A 14,920-nucleotide genomic window follows, 5' to 3' on the forward strand; every position below is an offset into this window, starting at 1 on the left:
CGTGACCTGCTGCTGGACTCCGGCGCGGCGGCCGTGGAGATCCTGCCCCTGGGCTTCGCCCGCTCCACCTTCCACTTCGCCGGGGTACCCGGCGTCGCCGCCTCGGTGCACGACCTGTCCGGCATGAAGATCGCCACCTCCTTCTCCGGGCTGGTCGCCAAACACCTGGCCGAGAACGGCGTGATCCCCGGCGGGATCGTGCACCTCGACGGGGCCGTCGAGACGTCACTGCGGCTGGGCGTGGCCGAGGTCATCGCGGACGTGGTCGAGACCGGCTCCACCCTCGCCGCGCTCGGCCTGACGATCATCGGCGCGCCGATCATGAAGTCCGAGGCGGTCGTGATCCGCCCCGCCGTCGCCGGGGCCGCGGAAGAGGCGGAACTGCGTTTCCTGCGCCGCCTGAAAGGCGTGCTCATCGCCCGCAAGTACGTCCTGATGGACTACGACATCCGCGACGAACATCTCGCCCGCGCCATTTCCCTCACGCCGGGCCTCGAATCGCCCACCGTCTCGCCGCTGCACCGGGAGGGCTGGACTGCCGTGCGGTCCATGGTGCCCGCCGACCAGGCGCAGAACATCATGGACCAGCTGGAGGCCGCGGGGGCGCGCGCCATCCTCATCACCCGAATCCACGGCTGCCGCACGTGACCGAATAGACGTCTTGACTTTCGCATACGGGATTTCCCAGCCATTCGCCGCGATTCATTGTTGTAACGGTTGCATCGTTCCAACAACCCGAAGACGATATTTCGCGATAATGAGGGCGGCGTTTGTTGGGGCCTATGTGTGGAGGCTTCCGTGGATGTTGTCACTCTCTGGGCCCGGCGGATCGCGGAGCAGGTCGTTCCCGGTGAGGTGGCGGGCGCGGAGGCCGTGGGGGCCGCTTACGCGGCGGGCGGGAAACGGCGTCGGGAGCTGTTCGCGGGCGGCGGCGCCGGGGAGCCGGGCGGATTCGGCGGCGGGCTCGGTCCTGGGGATCTGGCGGTCATTCTGGACGCGTTGCGGTTCGCGTCCGACCATCTGCTGGAGCTGGTGGCGGAGAATCCGCTCGCGAATCTGATGGTGCTGCTGGCCATGCGCCAGGGGATGCGACGGCGGGCGGGGACGACGGCGCAAGCCGTACGGGAAGAGGGGTTCGAGCGGGTTGTCGGAGGGTTGGAGGAGCGGCTGCGGGCGCAGGGCGTGGCCGCGGACCGGGCCGAGGAGCTGACGTATCAGACGTTGAAGGTGGTATTCCAGCAGGATCGGGACACGGAGGAGATCCGGGCGTTCCTGCGAGCCCTGTCCGCGAGCCCGGCGGCGGAGCCGGTATCCGCCGACAGGCTGCTGGCGCGGCAGGGCGAGGGCCCGGGATGGATGTTGCCGCCCTGGTTGTGGCTCTACTTCCTCGGGGTGAGCGCGCCGGGCGTGCCGATGCTGCTGGGCGGCGTGCAGGAGGACCTCGACGGGATATCCAGTCTGGTCGGATATCTGGCGGCAGGAGCGGAACAGGCGGCGGCGACCCTCCTGACCGGAGCCGGGCTCCTTGAGCTCTTTCCCGCGCTGCTCCTGCTTTCGGGCATCTTGGGGGTGGCCTTCCCGGACGCTCGAGGTCGCTGGGCCGAGCGACGCCACCGGCTGCGGCCGAGCGACGACCCCACCATCCTGGCCATGACCGCGCTGGTACGGCGGCACGCCCCCGGCATCGACCTCCGCCTGGGCGACCACCACGACCGCGTGGCCCGGGTCTACCCGGTGGGCTGGCGTACCGCCAGGATCGCGGTGTATCCGCCGCTGCTGCGCATGTGGCACGCCGACCGCGAGGCCGCCACGGCGGTGCTGCTGCACGAGGTCGCCCACCTCCGCCAGGGAGACCACCTGATCGTGGGCTTGGCCAGCCCGTTCGCCTGGCTCGTACGCGTCTGGGGTGTGCTGCTCACGGCGCTCGTCCTCATCCCGGTCGTGCTTTATGTCACCGCCGACGGCCCCGAAGCTCAGGTGGTCGTGCTCACCCTGCTGCACGACACCATGTCGGTCCCGATCGCGCTGATCCTGCCCGTGGCCGGCCTCTGGGTCGCCGAACTCAGCGCCGACCGGTTCGCGCTCCAGGAGGCGGGGCCGGCGGCGTTCCAGCGTGCCCTCGGACCCGCCGGACGGCGCGGCATCCGGGCCGTGTTCACCGCCCTCACCCATCCGCCGCGCGCCCTGCGCCTCAGGGCGGCCACCGCGTGGCCGGGCGGCACCGCCCTGTCCGCCGCCATCTGGCCGGTCGCCGTGGTGGCGCGGTTCGCGCTGATCGCCCTCTTCCAGCTGGTCGCCCACCAGCTGAACGGCTACTCCTTCGGCGAGGCTCTGTCCATGGTCGGTACGGCGTTCCGTACCGAGTTGTCGGCGGCGCAGGTCGTCCTGATCGAGATCCTGGTGCTGCTGGTGAACTGGCCGCTGCTGGCGCCGCTGTGGATGCGCATCTGGACGCCGGTCCCGGCCGTACGGCAGCGGTTCGCGCCCTATCTGGTGTCCGCGCTGGTGCCGGCGGTCCTCGCGGCGGGCAGTCTGACGGCGGGGGTCACGACTCCTCCGCAGCCCTCGCCGCCGGGCCTGACACAGCCGACGGAATCAGCGGAGCCGACGCCGGAGCGGACCGGGATCGTGGACGACCGTCCGTGGGCCGGGCGGCAGCTGCCCGTACAGCTGCGGATCACTCAGGCGCGGCCGTTGCAGCAGGTGGGCGGCCCGCCCGAGTGGCTGGGGCCGGCCGTGAGCTGGCTCGGACCCGGGACCTGGCGGGCCGAGGCCGACGGGCGTCTCACCTTCGAGAACCCCGCGGGGCGGACCGACATCCGCGCCGGGGAGGGCCTCTGGTTCCGCGCCGGGGACGTGGTCACCTTCTGGCTGGCCGTGGAGCTCAACGATGGGGGTAGGCCGGTCGCCACCGAGATCAGCGGCGAGATCGACCTGGCCACGGCCACCATGACCGCGCTCTGGATGCCGAAGCTCACCTCCAGCGATCCGCGGGGGCTGCTGAACCTGCCGTCGTTCCAGATCAGCACCACGGTCAGCGTGGATCAGGCGGTCTGACCGGGCACGTGGATCCAGCAGTGCTCGGTGAAGCCCTTGTCCGGGACCGCTGCCGTGATCTTGTCGAAGCGCCAGGCCGGGTCGCCCTCGAAGGCGCTCGTGACCGACTCCTCGTAGATGTCGTCGGAGACGATGACGACGTGGTAGCCGGAGGCCGTGGCCAGCGCCTCCTTGGCGGCCGCGGAGTCGCGCATGCGGCAGGCGCGGATGATGCTGTTGCCGCCGTACCCGTTGACGCCCAGCAGGACGACGCCCTCGTCGAGAGCTACCCGCATGCGGACCACCAGCTCGGGCCGTACCGGGCGGTTGGCGGCGGCGAGGCCGCTGGCCAGCTCGCGCAGGAACCAGCGGATGACGCGCGGCTCGTCGATGCCGGGCGGCAGCACGACCAGCCGGCCGTCACCCTGTTCCTGCACGTGGCAGCCGCGCATCGGCCGCAGCGCCGCGGCGAGCGCGCCGTCCAGCACCCGGACCAGCACCTCCTGCAGCCGTAACTGCTCGCCCGGGTCCCGCTTGCTGTACGCCTCGATGTCCACCGCCACACACAGCCGCCGGGCGCCGCTCACCACCTCCTGCTCGGACAGCGACGCCGGGTCCCGGGTGGACATGATCGGCGAGTACGTGCCGTCCACCAGGCTCAGCACGAACGGCTGCCGTTCCGGGGCGGCCGCCTCGACCTCCATGCCCAGTTCGGGGTCGGCGAGCCGCGCGGTCGCGGTGATCGTTCCCGTCAGGGAGGCGACTCCGGGCGGGACCTGCAGGAGCACCCGCGCGGTCCGGCTGCCGTCGCTGAGCCCGCCGTTCGCGCCGTTCGTGCTGTCCGGCCGCAGCCGCCAGCGGAACTCCGAGCCGCCGTCGCCGAACGTGGTGAGATTCCCCAACGCGGAAATATCGTCATATCGGGTGGCGGACAGGCGGCGTCCGATGACCTCGCCGCCGTCCAGGGAGACCTCGAAAACGGCCTCCAGATAGCTCATTCCCGACGCGGGCTCCTCAAGATCGAACGGAAACAGCAGCTGGAGATATGACCACAGATGCGCTCCCCGCGCCCCCGCCACCTCCGGCGGCAGGTCCTCCGGCGCCACCTCCACCACCGACGGCCGTCCCAGCCGGATCCCGGCCTCCCGGTTGAATCGGGTGCCAGCCCCCATCAGGGCTTCCTCCGCACCCAGGTCCAACCGAACCAACACGTCGTACCCGCCCATAAGCACCTCCTGGTTCCGCACGCTCGCTCACACGGTCATCGCGCCAGCCCGAACAGGGTGAACGCCGCCCAGCTCCGCGGGGCCGCCGAACCGGCGATCATCGAGCACTGCGCCTCCCGGAGCGCCTGCGCCGTGCCCAGCGGGGTGTTCAAATGCGTCTCGTGAAACCGGCGAAGCACCCGCAGACTGTCCCGCTCCACGACCGGCCACAAGGTCATCAGCACCGCCACCGGCCCCGCACTCAAAAACGCCCGGCTCAGCCCGATGACCCCATCCCCGGTGACCTGCCCTCCGCCCGTCTCACAAGCGGCCAGCACAACCAACGCCACCGGCAGCTCCATGCCATGGACGACATCCGCCGTCAACTTGCCCGACGCCAACGCCACAAACGACGCCATCGGATCCGACGGCAACGCCTCAGCATGCGTGGCCAGGCACAACACCCCCGGCCCCCGCGAAGCCCCAGCCACCAGTGCGTCCTCGGTGGCGTCCGCCCCCGCATGAATCTCCGCCTCCGCGAACAACTCACTCACCACCCGGAAGCCACCCCGCAGAATCGGCAACGGCCGGTACCCGACCGGCATCGGCTCCGGATCGACAAGCGCACAGATCCGCGTCGGCTTCCCCATCCCGGTACGGCGTGCCAGCAACGGCGGCAGAATCGACGCCGCCGGCAGAACCGTGGTCGTGTGCCGCTCGACCAGATACCTGCCCTCCGCGTCGATCAACGCGTGCAGCGGCACGCTCAACAGCTCGTCATGCGGGACCAGGGTGACCGCGATGTCCGGATCCGTGGGCAGTAAGTGAGCGATCGGGTCCCAAAGGATCTCCCCCAACGCCCGGAGCAGCTCCCTCGTCCGGACATCGTCGACCTTGGTGACGCGGAACCAGTGCTGCAACTCTCCCGCGAGCGCACGCAGGGCCAGATGGTCGACGTGCTGATCGACAGTGTGGACACGCCCGTCGAGATCGGTGACGAAAATGATGAGCCGGTCACCGAACCGGAAGTACTCGACGATCGGAGACTCGTAGTCCGCCAACAGGGCTTCCATGCGGGCCGGAGTAAGCGCGGGAGCGGCCTTCCTACCGGTCATCAGATCGGCGAACGCCCGCGCCCGCGCCATCTCCGAAGCAGCCAGCGCATCAATGGGAGCACCCAGGTCGAGCATCGTCCCCACCAGTTGCCCATGCAGCTCCCGGGCCTCCTCCATCATGAGGATGCGCTCCCAGTCCGACTCCAGACGGCCGCGCCACCGCTCCACATACCGACCGAGCCGAGCAATGGCATCCGCATTACTCGCCCGCACAAACGTGGCGTTACCCACCGGATCCAGCCGCCGCAGTTGCTCGTGACAGTGCTCCACCCGAGCCACCGCCCCCACCAGCACAACAGCGACATTCTTAACCAACAGAACAACCGCCGCTTCCTCCGCGCCCAGCGAAGCCGACCCGGTGAACCTCGAATCAGCGGAGGCCGGTTCGGTGACTTCGGAATGTCCGGGTGTGGGTTGGATCGCGGTGGCGAGGTCGCGCTCCCAGTGTTGTTCGCGGAGGTCCAGGTCTTCGGGGGAGCCGGCGCTGGCCAGCAATGTCAGGAGGTCGTCGCGGGCGGAGCGAAGCGGGTGGTTGTCGTCGATGATGTGCAGGTCGGCGGCTAGTGCTTTGGCTATTTGTTCGTGTAGCCGCGTAGCCAGGCGATCGAGTTCTCCCGCCGCGGAGGAGACTTCTCCGCTGAAGGCGTCGAGGTCGGGTGGGGTTCGGTCCAAGCCCGACAGGAGCTCGATCGAAGTGTCGAGGTCGGTCGCGGAATCGGCGAGGAGGAGGCTCAGCCGTCCGGATGACATGGCCGCCAGTGCTTCCACCATCTGACGGTCGAAGGCCAGTGTGTCTCCGGTATCGCGCAGGAATCGCTCCCAGGCGCCCGTCACCAATTCGCCGAAACTGATCTCGCGTCGCAGTGCGGTGGCGTCCCGCAGGCCCGCCATCATCGCCGCTAGATCATTTTCTACGAAATTTCGTGATATGCGCTGGTCGAGGACTCGCATCCGCGCGAAAACCGAATCCGCGTCCGCCTCGGAGGGCTCCTCGTCACCCGCAGCCCTCCGGAGTTCGTCGTCCCAGTGCGCGATCTTCCTGCGAAGCTCGTCATTCGGATCATCCTCATTCCCCGAAAGAGTAACCTCCCCCTTAACGGCATCCTCCGCTAGGCCATCCATGCCGACGAGGCCAGCGCTACCGTGGCCAGGACTGGCGAAGCCAGCCCGCTCCTCACTGCTCACTCCACGGAGACCGGCGCTCTGGCCACCTCTCATGACATGAATGCCGGTCGTCCTGTCGCACTCCATCCCGGGAGCGTTGATGCGCTCGTCAGGCGATGGGGGCGCTGAAGCGTGAGCCGTTCCCACGACCGTGGCTGGATGGTTCACATCCATTTCTGGAAGGCCCGTGAGCGTGGCTGAAGGGCCCGCGGCCGGAGGGTCCGCGACTGTGGCCGGAAGGTCGAGGTGCTCGTCACCCTTCGCCGCGCCAGGTGCCATGTCGACGCCCCGGCTGTCCTGGAGGCGGACAGCTCGCTCGTTTCCCCCCGCCGTTGTGGCGATATTTCGGCTTATAGGGGAGGAACGATCCAAAAGGGGGGCGTCGTCGACAGAGGTGGCGGTGATGGTGGCTTCGTAGTGGGTTGGGTGGCCGGTGAGCGTGGTGCCGGAGAGGGTGATCTTGCCTTGTAAGGCTGAACCGTTCACGGCGAGGTGGGCGGTCCCGGTGTCGGCTTGGACGGGGAGGTCGAAACCGATGCCCATGGGACTGTGGGTGGTCCTCCACCACATGGGGGGAGCGATGGGCGCGTGGAGCGGGCCTAGTGTGACGGCGATGCCGGTGCCGTCCACCGTGACGTCGGCGTCTTCGTCCTCGACGACAACCCAGGTCAGACTGCCGGGTTCCATCCCAGGCGAGTTCAGCAGAAATTGCGAAGAAAGATCCCATTCGACGCTTATCTCGACGGCCGGGCAAGGCTCCCCGTCGAGCACGGGCTGAGCCGTCCCCGCAAAACACCACCGTGAGCGAGCCTCTGGCCGTTCCGCCACAATTGTTGATCGTAGAGAGTTCCGCTCATCTACGCCAGGTCCGTCCAGAATGCTCCACCTTAACGACTGTTCAGCGCTTGAATCGTGGGTACGGCGGTTGTCCACGGAGGCGAGGCGACGCGTGCCAAACGAACAAGCTGGTCCTGGAGCCGTGGGGAAAGGTGGTTTTGTCGGGCGAGAGCGGGAACTCGCCGTCCTTCAGCAGGCCTGGGAGAACGTCCAGCACAACGAGACGCGAATCATCAGCATTGAGGGCGACCCAGGCATCGGCAAAACCGCATTAGTACGCCGTTTCCTCCGCGAATGCCACCCAGAATCACTCATCTGGGCAAGCGGCGACGAAGCAGAAACCAACCTTCCCTGGGGCGTACTCACACAAATCGCTCATGTTCTCCCGATTCCCGGCGTCGTATCTCCGGACGGGCCGTGGGAGACCCGGACCGATCCCGTCTTCGTCGGCCAAGCGCTGGCCCGCCAACTCCAGGACTGCAAGGACCTGATCCTCGTCCTCGACGACGCCCAATGGGCCGACCGCCTCTCCCTGGCCACCCTCCGACTGGCCGCCCGCCGCCTCCTGGCCGACCCCGTCCTCCTCATCGTGATCCACCAGACCCCCGGCCCTCTCGACCGGATCATGCACGACAACCCCGCCCCCACCCTCGACGACGGCTGGCGCCGCCTGTTCGACTCCGACCGCGGCCTCCGCCTCCCCCTCTCCGGCCTGACCGCCCCCGACCTGGTACGACTCGCCGTCACCCAGGGCCACCACGGCCTCTCCCCCGGCGGCGCCGCCCGCCTCCACACCCACACCTCCGGCCATCCCCTCCACGCCCGCCACCTCCTGGACGAACTCCCCCTTCACGCCATCAACTACGGCCACGGCCCCCTCCCCGCCCCCCAAACCCTCACCACCACCCTCCGCACCCACCTCTCCCGCTGCTCCCCCACCACCCGCACCCTCCTCTCCGCCGCCGCCATCCTCGGCCCCAAATCCACCCTCACAACCCTCCGCACCCTCATGCACCCAAACGCCACTGAAGACCACAGCAAGGAGATCCCGACTAACCCCCCAAACCGAGAAGCCGAAGCACCCCACCCCCACTCCCCATCCCCCAACGCCCCCGCCCAACCTGGTGGAGAAGCCCCCACCAACCCGCCACCCCACAACTCCGACATCCCCGCCCAACCTGGTGGAGCGGCCCAGACCAACCCCTCGCCCCACGACGCCGATACCGCTGACCAACCCGGTGGAAAGGCCCACGCGATCGCGATCCCCGGCAACGCCGGCACGGTCGCCCAGCCCAGCAGAGAAGCCCACTCCAACCCCCCATCCCCCAACGCCGACGCTGTCGCCCAAGCCGGGAGGGAAGCCCACGTCAACCCCTCTTCTCACTACACGGACGCCCTTGACCGATCCGGTGGAAACGCCCACACCGACCCCGGCAACGCCGACTATGCCGCCCAGCCCAGCAGAGAAACCCACGCCAACCCCCCATCCCCCAACGCCGGCACCCCCGCCCAGCCCGGTGGAAGGGCCCACGCCAACCCCTCTTCTCACTACACGGACGCCCTTGACCGATCCGACGGAAAGGCCCACGCCGACCCCGGCAACGCCGGCACTGTCGCCCAGGCCGGGAGGGAGGCCCACGCCAATCCATCGCCCCATGCTGCCGACGCCCCCGCCCAACCCGGTGGAGAGGCCTGGAGCAGCCCGCCACCCCACAACGCCGATGGTTTTGGCCAATCCGGTGGGGAACTGACCGGCTTCCCACGTCGCGAGGCTGACACCTTCACGCGAGACAACCGGGAAGAGAGATGGCTGACCCCATCAACCCCGGGCGCGGACGAGGCGTGGGTGTTTGGGAGGGCTTTGGAGGAGGCGGTGGGGATGCGGTTGTTGGAGGAGGTGCCGGGGGCGGCGGGGTTGGAGGTGGGGTTTCCGGGGGCGATGGTGCGGGGGCTGGTCTATCACGAGGTGGAGTTGGGGCTGCGGAGGGAGTTGCATCGGCGGGCGGCGAGGAGGGGTGGGGCGGGGGCGTTGTGGCATCGGATCGCGGGGGCGGATGGGCCGGATGAAGGGCTGGCGGGGGATGTGGAGCGGGCGGCGCGGGAGCGGTTGGCGCAGGGGTGGTTGCCGCTGGCGGCGGTTTTGTGGCGGCATGCGGTGGAGTTGACGCCCGTGGGGGCGGCGCGCGGGCCTCGGTTGCTGGGGGCGGTGGAGGCGTTGCTTGTCGCCGGAGATATCGCGACAAGTCTCGAATATCAGGGGGAGGTCGCTGCGCTCGCCGTGGGTGGGGTTGAGGCCCCGGGAGCAGGGGGGATTGGGCGGTGGGCGGGTTATGTGTTCGGGTATCAGTTGCTGTTGACCGGGCAGGTCGGGGAGGCGACGGTCGCGTTGCGGCGGGCCTTGGAGGCGGAGGAGCGTCATCCGCTGGAGCCCGCCGATCTGGCGGCCAGGATCGCGTCGCAGCTGACGATCATCGGGGTGCTCACGGAGTCGTACCCGCAGATGATCGATGATGCGAGGACGGCTGTGGCGGGGGCGAAGGAGTCGTGGGTGGCGGCTTTCGCGTGGTTCGCGAGGTCGATCGCGCTGGCGGTGGTCGGGCGGAGCGCGGAGGCGCTGGAGGCGCTGGCGGGGGTGGACGCGCCGGGCGCGGCGTCGGGGCTGGACGGCATGGTGGCCCGGGGCATGATCCGGTTGTGGACCGACGACCCGCAGGGCGCGCGGAGCGATCTCGCGTCGGCGGTGGACCGGGCCACCCGGGGGGAACCGCTGCGGATCGGGCAGGCGCTGGGGTTCCTGGGTGAGGCGGAGTACCGGCTGGGCGCGCTCGGCGAGGCCGTACTCCATGCGGAACTCGCGGTGGGGGATGCGGAGGACAACAGCCGCGTGTGGGACTACGCCCTGTTGCATGGAATCGCCTGTTATCCGCTGGCCGCGCAGGGGGAGTGGGCGCGAGCGGAGGCGCATGCCGAGCAGGCCAGTCGGTGGGCGCGTGAGGTGGCCACGCCGGCGAACGTGCTGTACGCGGCGACCGCCCAGGCCATGCTCGCCCAGGCCAGAGACGACCCGACCTGGCTCCTCGCGGCGGCCGAGGACGCGGAGACGATCTATCCGACGCAGGAGCCGGGCACCCATCTGCTCGGACCGCTCCGCGCGGAAGCGCTGTGCCGCCTGGGACGCCTCCCCGAAGCCCTCCAGGCCCTGCGGGAGTTCCAGGCCAGGCTCGGCCCGTCCAGCCGCAGATCCGTCGGCATGGGTGTGGCCCGGGTGAAAGCCCAGATCGCCACCGCTTCCGGACGGCACCAGGACGCGCTGCTCGAATGCCGTACCGCCCTGCAGATCGCCCGGGAGACCGGCCTGCGCCTGGAGGCGGCGAGGATCGAGCTGCTCACCGGAAAGTGCCAGCACACGATGGGCCGGCGCGCGGCGGCAGAACGCTCCCTCCGTGCCGCGTTGGACCAGTTCACCGCGATGGGCGCGACCGCGTACATGACGCAGACCCTGGACGCGGCCCACCAGGCCGGGATGGTCCTGGACACGCCTCCGGAGGCGCTGGGCGCCCTCACCGCCGCCGAGCGGGCGGTGGTCACGCTGGCCACGGCCGGGAACTCCAACCGGGAGATCGCCGAACGCCTGGTCCTCAGCGTGAAGACCATCGAGTTCCATCTGACCAACGTGTTCAGGAAGCTCGACATCGGCACCCGCGACGAACTCCGCAGGCTGCTGCCCGAGCCAGGGTGGCCGCGCGAAATCCCTGGGGTGCGACCCGGAAGTCCGCGGGGAGGCCGCGACCTACGCTGATCGTCAATCCACCCGTAGGAGGCCTGACCCCTCATGCGCAGACGATCGGTGGTCTTGCTGATCACTCTGGCCGGCTTGGCCCTGCCCGGCCCGTCCCTCGCCGCGTCCCATCGCGAACCCACCAACGGCTTCTCCGCGAAGGGCCCCTGGAACACCAAGATCCCCCGCCATGTACGGCTCGCGCACAACTCGCAGGCCATCGTCAACAACATCAAGCTCGACAAGGAGCAGAACTTCGGTACCTGGGCCATCAACACGGACGAGTACTCGGCCCCGATCTACACCGTCGGCCGCCACACCCCGAAGAAGAAATGGGCCTTCTCCGACTGCCTCAACCTGCCGCACCTGGCCCCGGTGATCGCCGACAGCCTGGCCGCCGTGCCGACCCCGCCGGACATGATCGTCTCCAAGGGCACCGACGCGTCGGTGGCGATCTACCAGCCGTCCACGGACACGTACTGGGACTTCTGGCGGGCGGAGAAGGACGCGGCCGGGAACTGGTCGGCCTGCTGGGGCGGCAAGATCGACCACTACTCCAAGAATCCGGGCATCTTCACGAACCCGCTCGGCGCGACCGCCACCGGCCTGCCGTTCGGCGCGTTCACGATCCGGATCGACGAGCTCCGGCGCGGCCGCATCGACCACGCCCTCAACATCGTCACGGTACGGACCCGGGCGAACTGCAACTCCTGGCCGGCCACCCGCAACGACGGCTTCGTGGAGGGTGAGGACATCCCCTGCGAGGGGCAGCGTTTCCGCCTCGACCCCACGTTCGACGTCACCACGCTGACCAGCCCGGCCGCCCGGACGATCGCCCGCGCCATGCAGGAGTACGGCCTGATCATGACCGACAAGGGCGGCGCCCTCGTCACGTACGCCGAGGACCCGCGTCCGTACATGGCACGCAACGGCGGCGTGGATCCGTACACGCTGCTGTTCGATCCCACCGATCTGGTCCCGGACGGCTCCGAGAAGTACTACGTGCTCTACGAGATCCCGGTTGAGCGCCTGCAGGCGCTGCCCATGGACTACGGCCGACCCCGGCCGTAGCGAGCGGGTCCGGGCGGTAACCCCCACCACGCCGCCCGGACCACCGGGTAAGGGCTTTCCAGCGATCCACTTATTCGGGGATAATTCCGACAGTGGATGCTTTCGACCGGAATGGCCTAGTGAACGAGAACCGGAATGCCCTTGTGGTCCGCGGCGGCTGGGAAGGGCACCAGCCGGTTGCCGCCACCGACCTGTTCATCCCCTACCTCCGTGACCAGAAGTTCGAGGTACGCGTCTCCGATTCGCCGGAACCGTACGCCGACGCCGCGTACATGGCGACCGTCGACCTCGTGGTCCAGTGTCTCTCCATGGGCGAGATCACGTCCGAGCAGTGCAGGGGCCTGTCGGAAGCCGTGGCCGCGGGTACCGGCCTGGCGGGCTGGCATGGCGGCATCGTTGACTCCTACCGCGCCACCCCCGACTACCTGCACCTGGTGGGCGGGCAGTTCGCCTGCCATCCGGCGAAGCCGCCGCACGAGCAGGTGGAGGGCGCGCCGGACAACTGCTTCATTCCGTACCGGGTGACGATGCTTCCGGCGGCGGCCGAGCATCCCATCACCGCGGGGATCGCCGACTTCGACCTCGTCACCGAGCAGTACTGGGTACTCGCCGACGACTACAACGACGTGCTGGCCACGACCACGCATCCCGCCCGCTCGCCCTGGCACCGCGACGTGGTCGCCCCGGCGATCTGGACGAGGAACTGGGGGGACGGCCGGGTGTTCGTGGCCACGCCCGGCCACGACCTGAACGTGCTGGGGCACCCCAGTGTGCGCGAGATCATCGAACGGGGGATGGTGTGGGCGAGCAGGTGAAGGTGGGGATCGTCGGGTGTGGGGCGATCTCGGGGGCGTACACGACGACCATCGAGCGGCTTCCCGGGTTACATCTGACGGCCGTCGCGGACCTGGATCCCGGCCGGGCCAAGACCGTCGCCGACGCAACCGGCGCGCGGGCCCTGTCGGTGCCGGACCTGCTCTCCGACCCCGACGTGGACATCGTGCTCAACCTGACCGTTCCGGCGGCCCACGCCGAAGTGGCCCTCGCCGCCATCGCCGCCGGCAAGGACGTGTACGGCGAGAAGCCCCTCGCCGCCACCAAAGGCGAGGCCCTCCAGGTCCTGCGCGCCGCCGACACCGCCGGAGTACGGCTCGGCTGTGCCCCCGACACCGTCCTCGGCACCGGCGTGCAGACCGCCCGCCGGCACATCGACGACGGCCTCATCGGCACCCCCATCGCCGCCACCGCCGTGATGGCCACCCCCGGCCACGAACGCTGGCACCCCAACCCGGACTTCTACTACGTCCCCGGCGGCGGCCCTCTCTTCGACATGGGCCCCTACTACATCACCGCCCTGATCACCCTCCTCGGCCCGGTCAGCAAAGTCATCGGCGCCGCCAGCCGCACCCGCGCGGAACGCGTCATCGCCTCCGGCCCCCGCGCCGGCACCCCCATCCCCGTGACCACCCCCACCCACGTGACCGGAATCCTCACCCACGACTCCGGCGCCCTCTCCACCCTCGTCATGAGCTTCGACTCGGCCGCCACCCGCGCCCCCCACATCGAAATCCACGGCGACCAGGCCTCCCTCATCGTCCCCGACCCCAACCATTTCGACGGCGACGTCCTCCTCCACCCGGTAGACGGCACCTGGCGACCCCTCCCCGTCCGCGCCGGCTACCGCAACGCCGCCCGAGGCTACGGCCTGGCAGACCTCACCACCACACCCCCCACCCAACTCCCCCGCGCGTCAGCCCTCCTGGCCCTCCACGTCCTGGACATCATGGAATCCCTCCTCACCTCCACAACAACCGCTCAAACCGTGCCCATCACCACAACCTGCGAGCGGCCTCCGCCTGTGCCCCTGACGTAGACGAAGGGGGCGAGGCAAACCGTCTCGCCCCCTGCTTGGAGCGCCAAACAGAATGACCGGGGGCACCGGCCTTGTCTCCGCGGAGCAGGCCGGATCAGATCAGGTGGAAGGTGTCGCGCCGGTAGGTCTCGGCGCAGGCCGGCTCCACTGTCGGTAGACGCGCAGCGTATTCTCATGTCGCGCCGGTAGGTCTCGGCGCAGGCCGGGCAGCGGGAGGCGCAGCGGATCAAAGCTGTCCGTGTGGTTCAGGCTAGTGGGGGCTAGAGCAGAGCCCCCGAGACGCGGTGAAACCGAACAGGCGGAGGCCAACCAGGGGCTGCGGGAATGCCCAAGAGGCGGAGCCCAATAGCGAAAGGCTTGGCGTTGGCGCGGGCGAAGCCCAGCGGGCGGGGCCTACGGGGCACGGGCGGAGCCCAGCGGGCGCGGCCAACGGGGCACGGGCGGAGCCCGTAACAAAGGGTGGGTGGGTGGGGAGATCCACTTAGATGGAGTCGTCGAAGCCGTGGGCCTCGAGGAGGCGTTTGGGGGCGGTGAGGCGCCAGGCTTCGGTGACGAGTTCCATCAGTTCTTCGCGGTCGATTTTGGTCAGGTGGACGACGACCCAGCCGAACCGCCCAGCCGTGAACTGGATCTCGAAGACGTCGGGGCGTTCGCCCACCAGCGCCATCTGTTCTTCGATGGTCGCCTTAAGGCCCACGGTCTCGGTGCGCTCCCAGAGATACCCGAACCCCTTCCCATGGACCTTCAGCGAGATCCACTCGCTACCGTGCCCCTGCGTGACCTCAGGCAGCTCTTTCAACATGTCCAGGAACTCATCGACGCTCACACCCATGCGCCAAAC

General features: G+C 69.2%; 9 protein-coding genes. 6 read left to right on the forward strand and 3 right to left on the reverse strand.

Annotation, left to right across the window (positions count from 1 at the left end; all coding sequences use genetic code 11):
* Both hisG and Aph01nite_RS34505 read left to right on the forward strand, forming a co-directional pair.
* Nucleotides 1-648: ATP phosphoribosyltransferase (gene hisG / locus Aph01nite_RS34500; RefSeq protein ID WP_204045251.1), on the forward strand; the 648-nt coding region annotated here is incomplete at its 5' end.
* A 150-nt stretch (nt 649-798) separates the two neighbouring features.
* Nucleotides 799-3,057: a M48 family metalloprotease gene (locus Aph01nite_RS34505; RefSeq protein ID WP_204045252.1), complete on the forward strand. Its 2,259-nt coding sequence runs from the start codon at nt 799-801 to the stop codon at nt 3,055-3,057.
* On the opposite strand, the gene Aph01nite_RS34510 is transcribed toward Aph01nite_RS34505, so the two are convergent.
* Complete coding sequence (locus Aph01nite_RS34510) at nt 3,045-4,208, reverse strand: hypothetical protein (RefSeq protein ID WP_204045253.1); 1,164 nt, start codon at nt 4,206-4,208, stop codon at nt 3,045-3,047. The genes Aph01nite_RS34505 and Aph01nite_RS34510 overlap by 13 nt on opposite strands.
* Before the next feature lie 89 nt (nt 4,209-4,297).
* Nucleotides 4,298-7,291 carry a CHAT domain-containing protein gene (locus Aph01nite_RS34515; RefSeq protein WP_204045254.1) on the reverse strand — a complete coding sequence of 998 codons (2,994 nt, stop codon included), beginning with the start codon at nt 7,289-7,291 and terminating at the stop codon, nt 4,298-4,300.
* Nucleotides 7,292-7,499: 208 nt separating this feature from the next.
* Here Aph01nite_RS34515 and Aph01nite_RS42330 point away from each other — a divergent pair, with 208 nt between their 5' ends.
* The 4 genes from Aph01nite_RS42330 to Aph01nite_RS34535 all read left to right on the forward strand — a co-directional run bounded on the left by Aph01nite_RS42330 (nt 7,500) and on the right by Aph01nite_RS34535 (nt 14,079).
* Nucleotides 7,500-11,156: an AAA family ATPase gene (locus Aph01nite_RS42330; RefSeq protein WP_204045255.1), complete on the forward strand. Its 3,657-nt coding sequence runs from the start codon at nt 7,500-7,502 to the stop codon at nt 11,154-11,156.
* 33 nt (nt 11,157-11,189) lie between these two features.
* The gene (locus Aph01nite_RS34525; RefSeq protein WP_204045256.1) at nt 11,190-12,206 is read left to right on the forward strand and encodes a hypothetical protein; all 1,017 of its coding nucleotides are present in this window, start codon (nt 11,190-11,192) and stop codon (nt 12,204-12,206) included.
* Between the two features lie 119 nt (nt 12,207-12,325).
* Nucleotides 12,326-13,021, forward strand: a complete 696-nt coding sequence (locus Aph01nite_RS34530; RefSeq protein WP_239162201.1) for a ThuA domain-containing protein — start codon at nt 12,326-12,328, stop codon at nt 13,019-13,021.
* Nucleotides 13,006-14,079: a Gfo/Idh/MocA family protein gene (locus Aph01nite_RS34535; protein WP_204045257.1), complete on the forward strand. Its 1,074-nt coding sequence runs from the start codon at nt 13,006-13,008 to the stop codon at nt 14,077-14,079. The genes Aph01nite_RS34530 and Aph01nite_RS34535 overlap by 16 nt, the downstream gene beginning before the upstream one ends.
* 481 nt (nt 14,080-14,560) lie before the next feature.
* Here the strand turns inward: Aph01nite_RS34535 and Aph01nite_RS34540 are convergent, their stop codons facing one another.
* A complete protein-coding gene (locus tag Aph01nite_RS34540) occupies nt 14,561-14,911 on the reverse strand; it encodes an MmcQ/YjbR family DNA-binding protein (protein WP_204045258.1) in 351 nt (116 codons plus the stop codon).
* Nucleotides 14,912-14,920 lie beyond the last annotated feature (9 nt).

The organism is Acrocarpospora phusangensis, assembly GCF_016862995.1.
In the GTDB taxonomy this organism is placed as follows: domain Bacteria; phylum Actinomycetota; class Actinomycetes; order Streptosporangiales; family Streptosporangiaceae; genus Acrocarpospora; species Acrocarpospora phusangensis.

Excerpts from the sequence above, each read along its gene's own strand:
- Aph01nite_RS34510 (WP_204045253.1), bottom strand. The coding sequence starts at position 4,208 with ATGGGGGCTGGCACCCGATTCAACCGGGAGGCCGGGATCCGGCTGGGA.
- Aph01nite_RS34540 (WP_204045258.1), bottom strand. The coding sequence starts at position 14,911 with ATGGGTGTGAGCGTCGATGAGTTCCTGGACATGTTGAAAGAGCTGCCT.
- Aph01nite_RS34525 (WP_204045256.1), top strand. The coding sequence starts at position 11,190 with ATGCGCAGACGATCGGTGGTCTTGCTGATCACTCTGGCCGGCTTGGCC.